16 protein-coding genes are annotated in these 15,299 nt (G+C 68.3%); 7 read left to right on the top strand and 9 right to left on the bottom strand.

Translation table 11 applies throughout. From position 1 onward, the window contains the following. Positions 1-44: 44 nt before the first annotated feature. On the top strand, positions 45-1,418 hold the full coding sequence (locus CU254_RS34915) for an APC family permease (RefSeq protein ID WP_009083817.1): 1,374 nt from the start codon (positions 45-47) through the stop codon (positions 1,416-1,418). Here the strand turns inward: CU254_RS34915 and CU254_RS34910 are convergent. Then, positions 1,378-3,006, bottom strand: a complete 1,629-nt coding sequence (locus tag CU254_RS34910) for a thiamine pyrophosphate-binding protein (protein ID WP_037715792.1) — start codon at positions 3,004-3,006, stop codon at positions 1,378-1,380. The genes CU254_RS34915 and CU254_RS34910 overlap by 41 nt on opposite strands. Then, on the bottom strand, positions 3,003-3,800 hold the full coding sequence (locus CU254_RS34905) for a cyclase family protein (protein ID WP_009083813.1): 798 nt from the start codon (positions 3,798-3,800) through the stop codon (positions 3,003-3,005). Before CU254_RS34905 ends, CU254_RS34910 begins: the two co-directional genes overlap by 4 nt. Positions 3,801-4,046: 246 nt before the next feature. Here CU254_RS34905 and CU254_RS34900 point away from each other — a divergent pair, with 246 nt between their 5' ends. Together CU254_RS34900 and CU254_RS34895 are read left to right on the top strand one after the other, a co-directional pair. Next, positions 4,047-5,189: an aminotransferase class V-fold PLP-dependent enzyme gene (locus CU254_RS34900; RefSeq protein ID WP_009083811.1), complete on the top strand. Its 1,143-nt coding sequence runs from the start codon at positions 4,047-4,049 to the stop codon at positions 5,187-5,189. A 9-nt stretch (positions 5,190-5,198) separates the two neighbouring features. Further along, positions 5,199-6,629, top strand: a complete 1,431-nt coding sequence (locus CU254_RS34895) for an amino acid permease (protein ID WP_037715787.1) — start codon at positions 5,199-5,201, stop codon at positions 6,627-6,629. On the opposite strand, the gene CU254_RS34890 is transcribed toward CU254_RS34895, so the two are convergent. Continuing rightward, positions 6,630-7,193, bottom strand: a complete 564-nt coding sequence (locus CU254_RS34890) for a TetR family transcriptional regulator (RefSeq protein ID WP_009083808.1) — start codon at positions 7,191-7,193, stop codon at positions 6,630-6,632. 87 nt (positions 7,194-7,280) lie between these two features. On the opposite strand from CU254_RS34890, the gene CU254_RS34885 reads away from it, so the two are divergent. Continuing rightward, positions 7,281-8,006 carry an SDR family oxidoreductase gene (locus CU254_RS34885; protein ID WP_009083807.1) on the top strand — a complete coding sequence of 242 codons (726 nt, stop codon included), beginning with the start codon at positions 7,281-7,283 and terminating at the stop codon, positions 8,004-8,006. On the opposite strand, the gene CU254_RS34880 is transcribed toward CU254_RS34885, so the two are convergent. The 4 genes from CU254_RS34880 to CU254_RS34865 are packed head-to-tail and all read right to left on the bottom strand — an operon-like array spanning position 7,993 to position 10,989. Continuing rightward, entirely contained in the window at positions 7,993-8,745 is a 753-nt protein-coding gene (locus tag CU254_RS34880; protein ID WP_037715784.1) for an MBL fold metallo-hydrolase, read from the bottom strand. The genes CU254_RS34885 and CU254_RS34880 overlap by 14 nt on opposite strands. A gap of 8 nt (positions 8,746-8,753) precedes the next feature. Continuing rightward, positions 8,754-9,602 carry an MBL fold metallo-hydrolase gene (locus CU254_RS34875; RefSeq protein ID WP_009083805.1) on the bottom strand — a complete coding sequence of 283 codons (849 nt, stop codon included), beginning with the start codon at positions 9,600-9,602 and terminating at the stop codon, positions 8,754-8,756. After that, a complete protein-coding gene (locus tag CU254_RS34870) occupies positions 9,599-10,414 on the bottom strand; it encodes an MBL fold metallo-hydrolase (protein WP_009083804.1) in 816 nt (271 codons plus the stop codon). Before CU254_RS34870 ends, CU254_RS34875 begins: the two co-directional genes overlap by 4 nt. Continuing rightward, positions 10,414-10,989: a TetR/AcrR family transcriptional regulator gene (locus CU254_RS34865; RefSeq protein ID WP_037715782.1), complete on the bottom strand. Its 576-nt coding sequence runs from the start codon at positions 10,987-10,989 to the stop codon at positions 10,414-10,416. The genes CU254_RS34870 and CU254_RS34865 overlap by 1 nt, the downstream gene beginning before the upstream one ends. 88 nt (positions 10,990-11,077) lie before the next feature. Here CU254_RS34865 and CU254_RS34860 point away from each other — a divergent pair, with 88 nt between their 5' ends. From CU254_RS34860 to CU254_RS34850, 3 genes are read left to right on the top strand one after another with little or no spacing between them, the layout of a single operon-like run. Then, a complete protein-coding gene (locus CU254_RS34860; protein ID WP_009083802.1) occupies positions 11,078-11,983 on the top strand; it encodes an aldose 1-epimerase family protein in 906 nt (301 codons plus the stop codon). Continuing rightward, a complete protein-coding gene (locus tag CU254_RS34855) occupies positions 11,950-12,462 on the top strand; it encodes a GNAT family N-acetyltransferase (RefSeq protein ID WP_037715781.1) in 513 nt (170 codons plus the stop codon). Before CU254_RS34860 ends, CU254_RS34855 begins: the two co-directional genes overlap by 34 nt. An 11-nt stretch (positions 12,463-12,473) precedes the next feature. Continuing rightward, positions 12,474-13,694, top strand: coding sequence for an amidohydrolase (locus CU254_RS34850; RefSeq protein ID WP_009083799.1), 1,221 nt, complete (start codon positions 12,474-12,476; stop codon positions 13,692-13,694). Between the two features lie 29 nt (positions 13,695-13,723). Here the strand turns inward: CU254_RS34850 and CU254_RS34845 are convergent, their stop codons facing one another. After that, positions 13,724-14,332, bottom strand: a complete 609-nt coding sequence (locus CU254_RS34845; RefSeq protein ID WP_009083798.1) for a Uma2 family endonuclease — start codon at positions 14,330-14,332, stop codon at positions 13,724-13,726. Between the two features lie 28 nt (positions 14,333-14,360). Beyond that, positions 14,361-15,242: an NmrA family NAD(P)-binding protein gene (locus CU254_RS34840; protein WP_199841108.1), complete on the bottom strand. Its 882-nt coding sequence runs from the start codon at positions 15,240-15,242 to the stop codon at positions 14,361-14,363. Between the last annotated feature and the right edge of the window lie 57 nt (positions 15,243-15,299).

The raw sequence follows: 15,299 nt of genomic DNA, 5'->3' as shown, positions 1-15,299 counted from the left end.
GGCCGACTTTCCGTACGCGTCCGGACAAGGCACACTAATCGCCCATGACGGACGTGAGCGAGGGCACATCCGAGGTCGCCGAACCCGCTTTGCTGCGGGTCATGGGCCCGAAGCTGCTCCTGTTCTTCGTGGTCGGCGACATCATCGGCACCGGCGTGTACGCGCTGACCGGACAGGTGGCCGGACGCGTCGGCGGCGCGTTGTGGCTGCCGTTCCTGCTGGCGTTCGTGGTCGCCTTCATGACCGCGTTCAGCTACCTCGAACTGGTCGGCAAATACCCGCGCGCGGCCGGCGCGGCGCTGTACACGAACAAGGCGTTCGGGGTGCCGTTCCTGACCTTCATGGTCGCGTTCGCGGTGATGTGCTCCGGGATCACGTCGGCGTCGTCGGCCGCGGTGGCGTTCGGCGCGACCTATCTCGCGGCGTTCGTGAAGCTGCCCACGGTGCTGGTCGGCATCGCGTTCGTGCTTCTGCTGGCGTTGGTCAACTTTCGCGGCGTCGGCGAATCGGTGAAGGCCAACGTCGTCCTCACCTGCATCGAACTGTCCGGGCTGCTGATCATCATCGGCGTCGGCGCGTGGGCGGTGCTGAACGGGGACGGCGAACCGGCGCGGCTGGTCGAGATCGACACCGCGGACAAGACGTGGCTGGTCGCCATCTCCTCGGCGACGTCGCTGGCGTTCTTCGCGATGGTGGGTTTCGAGGACTCGGTGAACATGGCCGAGGAATGTCATGACCCGGTACGGATTTTCCCGCGCGCGATGCTGTGGGGCATGGTCATCGCCGCGACGATCTACGTGCTCGTCTCGGTGACGTCGTCGCTGCTGGTCCCGGCTGCCGAGCTGGCCGGCGCGAAGAGCGACGCGCTGCTGAAGGTGCTCGACGTCGGCGCGCCGGGCTTTCCGCGCGAGATCTTCTCCGCCATCGGGTTGTTCGCGGTGATCAACTCCGCGCTGATCAACATGCTCATGGCCAGCCGGTTGCTGTACGGGCTCGCGAACGAACGCGTGCTGCCGCCGGTATTCGGCCGCGTGCATCCGACTCGCCGGACGCCGTGGGTGTCGATCATCTTCACCAGCGTCATCGCCATCGGCCTGGTGTCCTTTGTGGACATCAGCGCGCTCGGCGGGACGACCGCGTTGCTTCTGCTCGTCGTGTTCGCCATCGTCAACATCGCGCTTTTGGTGCTGCGCAAGGACAAGGTGGCGCACCGGCATTTCCGTGCGCCGACCGCGGTGCCGGTGCTGGCCGCGGTGTTCTGCCTGTACCTGGTCAGCCCGCTGTCCGGCCGCCCGGCGCAGGATTACCAGGTGGCCGGCCTCCTGCTCGCCGTCGGCCTCGTGTTGTGGGTGGTCAACCTCCTGGTGAAGCGGGCGCTCAGTGGTGCGTCATCGCGGCCTGGAGCCACCAGGCGCTGAACCCGGCGATTTTCGCGTCGACCACGAGCGGACGGTCGAGCCCGGCGGCGACCCGCGTCGCCACCTCGGCGAGGTCTTCCTTGGTGCGGACGGTAACCGCGTCGCAGCCGTAGCCGCGGGCGATGGCGGCGAGATCGGTGTCGGGGAAGGTCACTGTATCGGCTGGATGTCCGCCGGGCTCGAAGAAGTAGACCTCAGCGCCATAGGCGTGGTCGTTGTAAACGACGATCAGCATCGGCAGCTTCAGCCGGACGACGGTTTCCAGTTCGGCGATGCTCATCAGGAACCCGCCGTCCCCGCACGCCGCGACTGGGAAGCGGTCCGGCCGGGCGAGCGCCGTGCCGATCGCGGTGGCGAGTCCGAGGCCGATCGACTGGAACGCCTGGGTGAAGCAGAAACCGTTCTCGTCCGGGACGTCGAGGTACATCGTGGGGTAGCCCATGAAGTTGCCGGAATCGACGCCGACGACCCGGTTCGCGGGGAGGAGTTCGTCCAGTGCTGCGGACAACGTGCGCGGGTCGATGACCTCGCCGGTGCTGACGTCGTCGTATTCGTTGTCTCGCCAGCGGATTTCCCGCGCGATCCGGGTCTTGAGCTCGGCGCTGCGGTATCCATTGTGGACTTCAAGCAGTTCGGCCACCGCTAGAGCGGTACCGCCGACATCGCCGACGATACCCAGGTCGACCGGTCGGTTCCGGCCCAGTGCAGCGGATTCCAGATCGACCTGCACCAAAGTCGTTTCCGGTGAGAGCAACCGGCCGTGCGCGGTCGTCCAGTCGTTGAGCGCGGAACCCCAGCCGACTACGACGTCCGCGCCCTGAATCAGCTCGGTGGTCAGCGGAGAAGAAAACCCACCGGACACCCCGATCGCCCACGGCTCGCCAGCGAACAGTCCTTTCGCGACGGCACCTTCGGCGAGCAATGCTCCACAGCGGTCCGCCAGCGCGACTAACTCTGCCCGAGCAGCTCGAGAACCGCGTCCACAAAGGAATACCGGACGCTCGGCTCGCTGCAGGATCGAAGCGAGCGCCTGCACCTCCGCCTCGGCGGCACGCGGCTGTGGCAGCGCCTCGATCGCGGTCAGTCCCTCGAGAAGACTTTCGTCGAACGGTTCGGCCTGGACCTCCAGCGGAAGTCGCAAAAGGACAGTTCGTCGGTCCTGCCGAGCCTGAGTGAACGCCCGCCGCACGTCGGCCAATGCGGTTTTCGCGGACCGCACCAGAATGCTGCTCGCGCCCACGGACCGGGCCAGGGCGTCCTGGTCGATGTGGAAGTTCGACAGCGGATCCGTCGCCTCGGCGGTCACGACGACCAGCGGCGTCCGGCTCTTCGCTGCTTCGCCGATCCCGGTGGTCGCGTTGCCCAGTCCGCAGCCCTGATGCACCGACACTGCCGCGACCTCGCCGCTGCACCGCGCGTAGGCGTCGGCCATCGTGGTCGCGCCGCCCTCGTGCCGGGCCGCGACGAACTCGGCCCCGCCCTGGATCAGGCCGTTGGTGAAGTGGAAGTTCCCGCTGCCCACCACCCCGAACGCCTTGCGGACGCCGAACCGCGCCAACGCGATCCCGACGGCTTGGGCCACGTTCACGACCGGACTCCCGGCGTCACCGCGAGCACCCGCGCCGGGCTGCCGGTCCCGCCGACGATCGGCAGCGGGCAGACCACGACGAGCGCACCGGTCGGCGGCAGCGAACCGAGGTTCTGCAAGGAAGTAATGCCGTATTTGTCCGCGCCGAGCAAATGGTGGTGTGCGGGCATCGGCGGGTCGAGCGCGAAGCCGTTCCCGGCGTCGATGCCGACGGTTTCCACGCCGTAGCCCGCGATCGGCGTTTCCTCGGCGAGCCATTTCGCCGCGGCGGCCGAGATGCCGGGCGTGTGGCTGGTCCCGTCGGAAAAATTGAGGAACGCGTCGCGGTCCTGCGCGTATCGATCCCAGCCGGAGTGCACGAGCAGCCAGCCGCCCGCGCGCAACGGTCCGTGCTCGGCTTCCCAGGCCTGGATGTCGTCGATCTCCAGCAGGAAGTCCGGGTTGTCGGCGACGCGCGCGGAGATGTCGAGAACGTGCGCGGGACCGATCAGCCTGCCGACCGGCAGCTCCGAAACGTCCGCGCCGTCGCGGTTGGAGATCCAATGCCGCGGCGCGTCGAGGTGGGTCCCGATGTGCTCGCCGGTGTGGATGTTGTTGTGCCGCCACAGCGGTCCCGAATCGTCGAACTCGCTGACCGATTCGAGGCTGAAGTCGATCAGGTTCGCGAACGGTTCGGGCAGCTGGAGGGTCGGCGTGGCGGCGCTGAGCTTGTTGGTGAGGTCGACGACCTGCAGCCGGCCCTCGGCCAGCTGGGTCAGGAGCTGGTCGACCCCGGTCTCGGCGGGGGTGCTCATCGGTGCGTCCTCTCGGTCGCGGGGCGCGCTATTGCGGATCCTTGACGGTCGTTGACAGCGCGGAAGGCCCTATCTACAGTACCGGTTTCAGCAGCACTGACGGAATAGCCGTCAGGGATCAGTCAGGGTGAACACGAAGCCTCGACCAGGACGTCCGGAGCCGGAGAAGAGCATCGACGCACGGTGCTCGCCCCGTTACGGTGGCGAACGGACCGGTCTCGCCCGCCAGTGAAGGAACGGAGTGTCGTGACCGACCAGCCCAGCCCAGCCGCATTCCGGGCGCATTTCCCCGCCTTCGCCGACTCGGTGCACCTCGCGAGCTGCAGCCAGGGTGCGCTCTCGGACGCGCTGACCGCGGAGCTTTTCGAGTTTCAGCACACGATCCGCGAGCACGGGGCGCCGTGGGACAAGTGGATGGCGAAGGTCGCCGAGGCGCGGGCCTTGTTCGCCCAGCTGATCGGCGCGGATACCGACGACATCGCCGTCGTGCCGTCCGCGTCCGAAGGGGCGTATCAGGTCGCGTCCACGCAGGCGTGGTCCGAGCGGCCGGAAATTGTCACGACCGACCTGGAATTTCCGTCGCTGGGCCACGTTTGGCTGGCGCAGCAGGGCCGCGGTGCGGAGGTTCAGTTCGTCTCGCACCACGACGGTCTGGTCGACGCCGAGGATTACGCCGCACTCATCACCGAGCGAACGCAGCTGGTGTCCGTCCCGTTGGTCAGCTACGCCAACGGGTTGCGCTTCCCCGTCCGCGAAGTTGCCGCGCTGGCCCGGGAAAACGGTGCCCGAAGCTTTGTCGACGCGTACCAGGGACTCGGCGTCGAGCCGGTCGACGTGACCGAACTCGGCTGCGATTACCTGGTCAGCGGCAGCCTGAAATACCTGCTCGGCATCTCCGGAATCGCGTTCCTCTATGTGCGGCCGGGCCTGCGCGACGCGGTTTCCCCGCCGCTGACCGGGTGGTTCGGCCGCACGAACCCGTTCGAATTCGACCCGCGGCATCTCGACTATCCCGAGCACGCCCGCCGCTTCGAGACCGGGACGCCCTCGATCCCGTCCGCGTACGGCGCGGTCGCCGGGCTGAAACTGGTGCACCAGGTGGACGCGCACTGGGTGCGCGACCACATCGGACAGTTGACCGGGCAGCTGCAGCAGCGGCTGCTCGATGCTGGGGAACAGCTCCGGTCCCCGCTGGACGACGCGCGGCGCGGTCCGCTCGTCGCACTGGCCGACCGGGATCCCGACGCGCTGGCGGCGTTTCTCGCCGGGCGGCGGATCGTGTGCAGCGCCCGCGGCGACGTGCTGCGGATGTCCTTGCACTACTACAACGTCGAGTCCGATCTCGACGCCGTCGTCGCGGCGATCGCCGAGTACCGGGCGAGCCAGTAGGGAGCAGACATGGCCGAGTCCCCGTCCCCGAACCGGTTGCAGCGGAGGCTGCGCGGCAGGCAGTTGACGATGATCGGAATCGGCGGGGCCATCGGCACCGGCCTGTTCCTCGGCTCGAGCCTGGCGATCTCGCACGCGGGACCGGCCGTGGTGCTCGCCTACGTCCTTTGCGGACTCGTCGCGCTGACGATTTCCTGGGCACTGGCGGAAATGGTGGTGGTGCATCCGGCCGCGGGAGCGTTCGGCAGCATCGCGCACAAGTACCTCGGCGCGGGCAGCGGGTTCGTGGTGCGCTGGGCATACTGGGCGATGCAAGTGATCGCGATCGGCGGCGAAACGATCGCGGCCGGCGTGTACGTCCAGTTCTGGTGGCCGCAGATTCCGTTGTGGGTGCCGGTCGCGGTGTTCTCGCTGCTGGTGATCGTCGTCAACGGCGCGGCGGTGCACATTTTCGGCGAGTTCGAATACTGGTTCGCGATGATCAAGGTCTGCGCGATCCTCGTGTTCGTCGCGCTCGGCGTGATTCTCGTGTTCTTCGGCTTGCCGAAGGCGCCCGCGCCGGGCTTCACGAATCTGAGCGCGGGCGGCGGATTCCTGCCGAACGGCGTCTCCGGGCTGTTGCTGGCCATGGTGTTCGTGCTGTTCAGCTACATCGGCACCGAGGTGGTTTCGGTGACCGCGGCGGAATCGGAAAACCCGACCCGCGACATCCCGCGCGCGGCCCGCGCCATGGTGGTACGGCTGGCGATCTTCTATGTCGCGGCGATGCTGGTGGTCGTGCTGGTGGTGCCGTGGACCGTCACCGGCGAGGGCGGATCCATCACCGCCAGCCCGTTCGTCCGCGTCTTCCAGGCCGCCGGAGTTCCCGCGGCGGCCACGATCATGAACTTCGTGGTGCTGACCGCCGCGTTGTCGAGCGCGAACACCAACCTCTACCTCACCACGCGGATGCTGCATTCCCTCGCCGAGCACCGATTCGCCCCGGCCTGGGCCGGACGGCTGACGAGGTCCGGCGTGCCGCGCAACGCGCTCGTGCTGTCCACCGCGGGCCTCGTGATCGCGACCATCCTGTCGAAGAATTCCGATTCCAACGCGTATCTCGTGCTGTTCGGCATTTCGATCTTCGCCGCACTAGTGGTGTGGATGATCATTCTGGTGACGCATCTGGCGTTCCGGATCCGCCGTCGCCGAGCCGGCCTGCCGCCATCGCCGGTGCGGTTGTGGGGAGCGCCGGTGGTGAACGTCGTGGTGATCGCCTTCCTTGCCACCGTACTGATTTCGACGTTCTGGATCGACGGACTCGACCCAGCGTGGAAGTTCGGCATTCCGTTCTTCGTCCTGCTGGTAGTGGCCTATCTGGTGCTGCGGATGACCGGACGGGCGAAGCGCGCCGCGGACATCGAATTGGAAGACTCGACGCTGGTGCGCCAAAAAGCCTGATCACGGAGTGAGGGAGGCGGCGAGTTCGGCCGCCGCCTCCCTCACCTGCGCGGCGAAATCCGTGTCCTCGGGCCGCTCGCCCCATCGCTCGAACGCGGTTTGAAAGACCGCGATGCCGACCTGCGCGAGCATCTTCGCGCTCGATTCAGTGGCACCGCGTTCCTGCAATGCATCGACGACCGCAGCGGTGACGGCCGCCAGTTTCGTACGCTCGCGTTCCTGCAGTTCGGGGCTGGACGCGATGATCGCGCGGCGTTGGGCGGCCTGCGAAACCAGGCCGGTGAACAACTCGCCCGCGTCGATCAGTGCGGCCAGCAGGGCGGGGAACGGCGCCAGCGCGGGGTCGGCCCGCCGGACGGCGTCGGCCATCGCGTCCGGGAGCCGCTCCGACCCGGCGAACAGCACGTCGCGCTTGTCCGCGAAGTAACGCGAGAACGTGCGCCGGGTCAGCCCGGCCCGCTCGGTGATCTGCGTGACGGTGGCGTTCTCGTAGCCGTGCTCGGCGAACAGCTCCAGCGCGGCCGCGCGGAGCCGCTCCTTGGCTTCGGGGTCCCAGCGCGGCATGCAGTGAGCTTAACAGTGATGACGCAGTGGGACATCACTGCTACCGTTGATGTCTCACTGAGTCATCACCTTCCGGAAGGACTCCTCATGGCATTGCTTGACCAGCGGGTTGTCGTCCTCGGCGGCAGCTCGGGCATGGGATTGGCGACCGCTCGGGCCGCTGCGGCGGCGGGCGCGGCCGTCACGATCGCGGCGAGCGGCAAGGAACGACTGGACGCAGCGCTCGCCGAATTGCCGGACAGCTGCGAAGGATTCGTCACCGACGTACGCGACGAAGCGAACGTCGCGGCCCTGTTCGAGCACGTCGGCTCGCTGGACCATCTCGTGTACACCGCAGGCGACGCACCACGGCAGCTGCCGCTCGCCGACTTGTCGCTAGCTGACGCGCAGAGCGGCTTCGATGTCCGTTACTGGGGTGCCGTCAGCGCGGTGAAGCACGCCGCGCCGCGCATCCGGCCGGGCGGTTCGATCGTCCTGACGTCCGGAATCATCGGCCTCCGCCCGACGCCCGGCGCGGCGCTCGCGGCCGGTGCCGTCGGCGCGGTCGAGGGATTGGCGCGCGGTCTGGCCGTCGACCTGGCCCCGGTGCGGGTCAACACAGTCCGCCCGGGGCCGGTCCACACGCCGATGTGGGACAGCCTTCCGCAACCGCAGCTGGACGCGATGATCGCCGCGTTCACGGAACGGACGCTGACCAAATCGGTCGGCGAGGCGGACCAAGTAGCGGCGACGAATGTGTACTTGATGGAGAACAGTTTCGTCACCGGTGCGGTGATCACCGTCGACGGAGGGTTCGTGCTTACCGGAAGCTGACCTGTTCTCCGGGCTTGAGCAGATGCAGCCGGTCCGCGAGCCTGGCCTGCTCGAACGCCGGGCGCAGCGTGTCCGGACCCTGGGTGAAATGCGCCCACTGCTCGAAATGCAGCGGGACGACCTGACGCGCGTTGAGGATCCGGGCCGCCTCGGCCGCGCTCTCGCTGGGCAAGGTCAGGTACGCGTCGCCGACCAGCGGAGTTTGCGCCCCGCCCGCGAACAGGACGGCGAGGTCAATCCGCTCGAAGCGTTCGGCGATCTGCCGCACTACGCCGAGGGAAGCGTTGTCGCCGCTGACATAAACGGTCGGCTCGTCCGCGCTTTCGAGCACGAACCCGGTGACCTCGCCGACCAGATGCTCGCTGCCGTCCGGCCCGTGCTGCGCGGGCACTCCGGTGACGCGGACGCCGCCGAGGTCGTAGGTCTCCCAGTTGGCCAGCGCCCGAACCGGGTCGCCGATCCGCTCCCGTGCCGAGGCGGTGGACAGGACGAGCGGGGCGGCGAGGGCGTACTGCCGCCCCGCGGCGTCCAGGTTGTCCGGGTGCTGGTCGTGCGAGAGCAGCACCGCGTCCACCGCGCCGACCTCCGCGGCGGTGACAGCGGGACCAGCGGTTTTCGCCAGCTTGCGGGTGCCGATCGGGTAGTCGCCGGGACCGTCGAAGGTGGGGTCGGTGAGCAGGCGGATCCCGCCGTACTCGAGGAGGGCGGTCGGGCCGCCGACGTACCGGATGCGCGTCATGCGGGTAGTCAACTCGCGGACGGCTGTGCGGTATTCCGGCGCAGCGCCTGGAATTCGACCGGGCTGTGCGCGCTGAACACCGAAACCTCGTCCTGGTGTTCGCGGGCGAGGGTCTGCAGCCGGGCGAGATTGGCGCGGCGCGCGGAGCCGTCCATCTGGTTCATCACCTCGAACGCGCGCATGCCGGGCGGGCAGTGCGGGTGCACCGGGGCGACTTCGCCGTGGAAGAAGTACGCGTCGCCGGCGTGCAGGAGCCAGCCGTCGCCGGTGTCGACCGCGACGCCGGAGTGGCCGTGTGTGTGGCCGGGCAGCGGAACGAGCAGGATCTCCGGCGGCAGACCGCGCAGCGGCCGCACCGCGTCGAAGCCGAACCATTTTTCGCCGGCCTCGTCGTACGTGCTCCACAGTGGACTGTGCGCGAATTGCTCGGCCCGGTACCGCGTTTTCTCCGGGAAGCTCTTCGGGTGGTCCGCCGCGCGGCGTTCGGTGGCGCGGACGTGCACGGTGGCGTCGGGGAAATCGGCGAGCCCGCCGGCGTGGTCGACGTCGAGGTGGGTCATCACGATGTGCCGGACGTCGGCCGGATCGTGGCCCAGCGCGCGGATCTGTGCCACGGCGGTCTCCTCCATGGTCGGCTTCGCGCCGACCATCGCCATGAACGGACCGCCGAGCCAGCGCCGCGATTCGGTGACCCCGCGGGTGCCGAACCCGGTGTCGACCAGCACGAGCGAATCGGCGGTCTCCACCAGCAGGCAGTGCGCCACGATCGTGCTGCGCCGCAGCATCCCGGGGCGGCCGTCGAGCGCCTTGCCGCCGAGCGGGCGCATCGTGCCGCAGTTGAGGTGGTGCACCTTCATACCGTGGTCCTTTCGCTGAGCCGGACGAAATCGGTCAGGTCGTGCGAGGCGAACACGGTCACCTCGTCCGCGTGGTCCCGGCGCAGCTCGCGCAGCCGGCGCTGGTTCTCGCGCCGCGGCCCGGGCAGCGTCTGGACCCGCCGTTCGAACATAGCCAATCCGGGCGGGCAATAGGGCTCCGCGTCGATCTCCTGGTGGAAGAAATACGCGTCGCCCGCGTTGAGCAGCCAGCCGGACCCGGTGTCGACGGCCACCCCGGCGTGTCCGGCGGTGTGCCCGGCGAGCGGCACGAGCGCGACGCCCTCGACCCCGTCCAGCTCGCGGACCGCTTCGAGACCGAACCAGCTTTCGCCAGCGTCCGAATAGGACTTCCACTGTGGACCGTGCCGGAACTGGACGTCGCGGTACCGCGGGTTTCCGGCGCGGTAGGCGTCGAGTTCCTTGCCGTAGACGTGCACGCGAGCCTGCGGGAAATCGACGAGGCCGCCGGCGTGGTCGAGGTCGAGGTGAGTCAGGACGATGTCGCGCACGTCGGCCGGGTCGAAGCCGAGCGCGCGGATGCGGCTCAGCGCGGTTTCGCTTTCGTCGGTCGCCGGGTTCGACGTGCGCAGGAAACGCGGGCCGAGCCAGCGCGCGGCGTCGGTGACGGTGGGCGAACCCATTCCGGTCTCGATCAGGGTCAATCCGGTGCCGGTTTCGACCAGCATGCAGTGGCACACGAGGGTGGCGCGGCGCAGCAGTCCGGGCTTTCCGTCGACCAGCTTGCCGCCGATCGGGCGCATGGTGCCGCAGTTGAAGTGGTGTACGCGCATTAGGCGAACTCCCGTTCGACAGTGGTGTGCAGATGAGCGGCGACGGCTCGCAGCGGCGCAGTGTCCCGTCGAGTGCGCGCGAGCAGCAGTGCGCCTTCGATCGCGGACAGCACGATCGTCGCCAGGGAAGCGGCGCGGTCCTCGGCGAGGCCGCAGTTGGTGAAGTAAGCGGAAATGTCGCGCAGCCAGCCTTCGTAACCCTGATCGCAGGCTTCGCGGATTGGCTCGCTGTCGGCGGCTTCCAACGCGACAGTCGCGATTGGACAACCGCAGCGATAGTCCGATTCGGACAGTGACGCGGCGAGCGCGGTGACGATGAGATCGATGGCAGTGGCCGGATCCGGTGCGCCAGCGGTGATTTCGCGGAACTGGCCGGCCAGCCGTTCGCCGGAAAGCCGCACGGCCTCGGCGGCGAGTTGCTCTTTGCCGCCGGGGAAATGGAAGTACAGCGAGCCCTTCGGAGCCCGGCTTTCGGACACGAGCTGGGTCATCCCGGTGGCGTGGTAGCCCTGGGTGCGAAACAGCTCCGCCGCCGATTCGAGCATCCGGCGGCGCGTGTCGGTGCGGTTGACCATGCGCCCACCGTAGCTCAAACTATGACGACCGGTCTAGTTAGTTTCGCGGCGTGCCCGCGCGGCGCGGACGATCGGTAACCTCAGCGCCATGGCGAACCCCACCGGAGAGCAGTTCGAGATCACCCGCGGCAACGCGCGCGCCGTCGTCACCGAGATCGGTGCTGGCCTGCGTGCGTTCGAGATCAGCGGAGTGCCGTATGTCGAGACGTTCGCCGAGGACGAGAAGCCGCCGAAGGGCCTCGGCCAAGTGCTGCTGCCGTGGCCGAACCGGACCAAGGGCGGCAAGTGGGAGTTCGAGGGCGAAGAGCAGCAGCTGGAGATCACCGAGGAGGCGCGCGGCAACGCCATCCACGGGCTGACCCGGCACCTGGAGTGGGAGCTGCTGGAGCACGCCGAAACGTCGATCACCCTGGCGATCGACGTCGAGGTGCAGCCCGGCTGGCCGGTCCCGCTGCGCGCGACGATCACCTACGACCTGCAGCCGCGCGAACTCGTCGTCACGCACGAGATCCGCAACGAGGGGGAGAAGCCGATCGGCGTCGGCGTCGGGACCCATCCGTACTTCCGGATCGGCGACGCGCCCACCGACGAGCTGACCCTCACGCTGCCCGCCACGCGCGTCCGGCCGTACGAGGGCGATCAGCAGATGCCGTACGCGGACGAGCAGGACGTGGAGGGCACCGAGTACGACTTCCGCCAGGGCAAGCTGCTCGAAGGCGTCGACCTGGACACCGCGTTCGGCGGGCTGGAACTGGCCGCCGACGGCACCCACCACCACGTGCTGTCCCACGGCGACCGCCAGCTGGTGGTCTGGACCGGCCCGGACTTCCGCTGGGTGCAGGTGTTCACGCCGGACGAGCTGGTCGGCCGCGGCCGCGCGGTGGCGATCGAGCCGATGACCTGCCCGGCGGACGCGCTCAACACCCGCACCGACCTGATCGAACTGGAACCGGCCACGTCGTGGACGGGCAGCTGGGGAATCCGGGTCCCGTGAAGCTCGAGCTGCTGACCGCGGCCGACGCGGGGGAGCTGCTGACCCTGCAGCAGGCCGCGTATCTCACCGAGGCGCGGGCGCACCAGAACTTCGACCTGCCGCCGTTGCTGGACACCCTCGACGACGTGCGCGCGGCCATCGCCGACCCGTCGACCACGGTCTGGGGCTTCCGCGACGGCGGCAGGCTCGTGGCGAGCGTGCGGATGCGAGTGGACGGTCCGGTCGGCGAGGTCGGCAGGCTCGTCGTGGCGCCGGACCGCCAGGGCGAGGGGCTCGGCACCGCGCTGCTGACGGCCGCCGAGGAGGCGACCCCGGCGGAGGTGACGGTGTTCCGGCTGTTCACCGGCGAGCGTTCGGCCGGACCGCGCTATTTGTACGGAAAGCTCGGTTACCGCGAGACGCATCGGTCGCCGGAGGCCGACTATCACTTGGTGCACCTGGAAAAACCCCGGATGCGCGACCCCGGGCGAGTTCGTTAGCGTGTCAAACTATGGCTTACAAGGCGATTGTCGGGGGCTATGTGGTCCCCGTCGGCGCCGCTCCGATCGAGGGCGGCACTGTGCTCATCGAAGACGGCCGGATCTCCCAGGTCGGGACTGAGGCCGACGTCGAGGTCCCGGAGGACGCGGAGCTGGTGGACGCGTCCGGCAGCTGGGTCCTGCCGGGCTTCATCGACGCGCACGCGCACCTCGGCGTCCACGAGGACGGCGAAGGCTGGGCGGGCAACGACACCAACGAAATGACCGACCCGAACGGCGCGCGCTTCCGCGCGGTCGACGGGATCGACCCGTACGAACCGGGTTTCGACGACGCGCTGGCCGGCGGCGTCACGAGCGTGGTGATCAAGCCGGGGTCGGGCAACCCGATCGGCGGACAGACCATCGGCGTGAAGACGTGGGGCCGGTCCATTCTGGACATGACGTTCGCCGAGCAGGTGAGCGTGAAGAGCGCGCTGGGCGAGAACCCGAAGCGGGTGTACGGCGAAAAGAAGGTCACGCCGTCGACCCGGCTCGGCGTGGCCGCGATCCTGCGCGAGGCGTTCACGAAGGCCCGCAACTACCAGGAGAAGCGCGACCACACGCGGTCCGAGGGCAAGCCGTTCGAAACGGACCTGACCAACGAAACGCTGGCCAAGGTCCTGGACGGCGAGCTGTACTGGGACCAGCACGTGCACCGCGCCGACGACATGGTGACCGCGATCCGGCTCGCCGACGAATTCGGCTACAAACTGGTGATCAACCACGGCACCGAAGGCCACCTGATCGCGGACCTGCTGGCCGAACGCGACATCCCGGTGATCCTGGGCCCGCTGTTCACCACGAAGTCCAAGGTGGAACTGCGCAACCGCACCCTGCGCTCGGCGGGCATCCTGGCGCGGGCCGGGGTGAAGATCGCGATCACCACGGACCACCCGGTCATCCCGATCAATTTCCTGGTGTACCAAGCCGCGTTGGCGGTGAAGGACGGCCTGGACCCGGAGACGGCGCTGAAGGCACTGACGCTGCACCCGGCGCAGATGCTCGGCCTGGACGACCGGATCGGCACCCTGACGCCCGGTTTGGACGCCGACGTGGTCCTGTGGTCGGGCGACCCGCTGGACGTGATGAACCGCGCGATGCGGGTGTTCGTGCGGGGCCGGGAGGTCTACCACTTCGACGAGACGACCGGCGAGGGTGTTTCGGCGGATCGGCGGTATCGGGAAGCTCGCTGAGGGTGGTTGAGGCGGTCTGTTGGGCCGCCTCAATCCAGCAGGGCGGGGAGGTCAATTTCTGCGGGGAATGGCTCGGCGGTGCGGAATACTCCAGTGACGGCCGGGGCGTCCTGGTAGCCGAGTTCCCCAGCCTGGTGGCAGGCGACGAGCGAGACTGGGTCATCGAGGTCGAGGATCCAATAGAACGGGATTCCGGCATCGGCGTACTCGTCGTGCTTGGTGGTGTAGTCAGTGCGTTTTGAACCTGGCGACACGATCTCGACGACGAGAAGGATCCCGGTCGCGCGGAGCAACCCGCCTTCGCGGCGACGGCGTGCGAGTTCTGCTTTGCTGACGATCAGCAGGTCGGGGCGGCGGGAAAAGCCTGGTCCTCCGGCGGGGGCGAGTTCAAGATCGATGTCCGTCTCCGCCACCGTTTTGAACGCCTCCGGCACGAAGGGCCGAATTTGGTGGGCAAGCTCTAGCATCGCGAGGCCGTGATCGGGTCTCGGACTGGGCGACATCATCAAACGGCCCTCCACAAGCTCAGTGAAGCCGGAGTCGGTTTCACCGAGGGCCGCGTATTCCTCGATCGACAGCAGGTGATCCGGGATCTCCCAGGGGAATTCACCATGCGTCGGCTCGGGAAGTGCTGTCACAGCGTCTCCTCACGTCACCGGCATTGTCTCACGCCTGCTGCGAGACTGTCAGTAACCATATCGATACGAAGAGCCATGTTTCGCCGCCGGGTTGATCATGCTTAGCTTGCTCAGGACACAACACAGTCCGCCAAGAAGGCCCGCAACCCCCGCGGCTTCCGCCCCGCGAGCGCGCTGAAATCCCCCGACAGCCAAGCCCCGTCGCCCTCCGCGAGCAGGCCGAAAACCTGCGCGTTCGACCCCGCCTCCGGTACCCCGTTCGACTCCATCGCCGCGCGGTGCTCCGCAACCGAAATCCGCCGGTACTCCACGGGCAACCCGAAACCGAAGCCCATTCCCGCGCCACGTCGGCGAACGTGACCAGTTCCGGCCCGGTCAGCAAATATGTCCGTCCGCCATGCGACTCCGGCGCCACCGCGATCGCCGCAGCCGCCGCGGCGACATCGCGGGCGTCGATCATCCCGATCCGCCCGTCTCCCACGGAGCTGGAAAAGCCGCCGGTCGCAGCGATCTCCGGTGCGAGCGCCAGCAGGTTCTGCATGAAGAAGTTCGGCGCGAGCAGCGTGTACTCCATCCCCGACGCCTTCAGATGCGCATCGATCCGCGCATGCTCCCGCCTCCGGGTGACCGGCGAGTCGGCATAAGCCTTGTGGTTCGTAATCCGCACGACGTGCCGCACGCCCTGCGCGGCGGCGCGATCGAGAACCGCGATTTGCGCTGCCACGGCAGGCCCGATCAGCAGCAGCGTGTCGACGCCGCGCAGGGCCGGGTCCAGCGTCTCCGGGTGGTCGAAATCGCCGACCACCTCGCCCGCGCCGCCCGAAGGAGCGCGGACGAGCGTACGGACAGGTCCGAGCAGCCGGACCGCCTCGCGGCCGATTTTGCCAATGGCTCCGGTAACCAAGATCATGCGAACAGCCTGCTCGCCGCCGGTATCGTTTGTGAAGAAGGCACCCCGAAGAACCAT

The sequence above is a fragment of the Amycolatopsis sp. AA4 genome, assembly GCF_002796545.1.
In the GTDB taxonomy this organism is placed as follows: Bacteria; Actinomycetota; Actinomycetes; order Mycobacteriales; family Pseudonocardiaceae; genus Amycolatopsis.
Note: the sequence above shows the minus strand (reverse complement) of the source record. Positions and strands in the feature narration are given on the sequence as shown.

Coding starts and splice junctions, on each gene's coding strand:
- CU254_RS34915 (WP_009083817.1), top strand. CDS start 45: ATGACGGACGTGAGCGAGGGCACATCCGAGGTCGCCGAACCCGCTTTG.
- CU254_RS34905 (WP_009083813.1), bottom strand. CDS start 3,800: ATGAGCACCCCCGCCGAGACCGGGGTCGACCAGCTCCTGACCCAGCTG.
- CU254_RS34895 (WP_037715787.1), top strand. CDS start 5,199: ATGGCCGAGTCCCCGTCCCCGAACCGGTTGCAGCGGAGGCTGCGCGGC.
- CU254_RS34890 (WP_009083808.1), bottom strand. CDS start 7,193: ATGCCGCGCTGGGACCCCGAAGCCAAGGAGCGGCTCCGCGCGGCCGCG.
- CU254_RS34885 (WP_009083807.1), top strand. CDS start 7,281: ATGGCATTGCTTGACCAGCGGGTTGTCGTCCTCGGCGGCAGCTCGGGC.
- CU254_RS34880 (WP_037715784.1), bottom strand. CDS start 8,745: ATGACGCGCATCCGGTACGTCGGCGGCCCGACCGCCCTCCTCGAGTAC.
- CU254_RS34875 (WP_009083805.1), bottom strand. CDS start 9,602: ATGAAGGTGCACCACCTCAACTGCGGCACGATGCGCCCGCTCGGCGGC.
- CU254_RS34870 (WP_009083804.1), bottom strand. CDS start 10,414: ATGCGCGTACACCACTTCAACTGCGGCACCATGCGCCCGATCGGCGGC.
- CU254_RS34865 (WP_037715782.1), bottom strand. CDS start 10,989: ATGGTCAACCGCACCGACACGCGCCGCCGGATGCTCGAATCGGCGGCG.
- CU254_RS34860 (WP_009083802.1), top strand. CDS start 11,078: ATGGCGAACCCCACCGGAGAGCAGTTCGAGATCACCCGCGGCAACGCG.
- CU254_RS34850 (WP_009083799.1), top strand. CDS start 12,474: ATGGCTTACAAGGCGATTGTCGGGGGCTATGTGGTCCCCGTCGGCGCC.
- CU254_RS34840 (WP_199841108.1), bottom strand. CDS start 15,242: ATGATCTTGGTTACCGGAGCCATTGGCAAAATCGGCCGCGAGGCGGTC.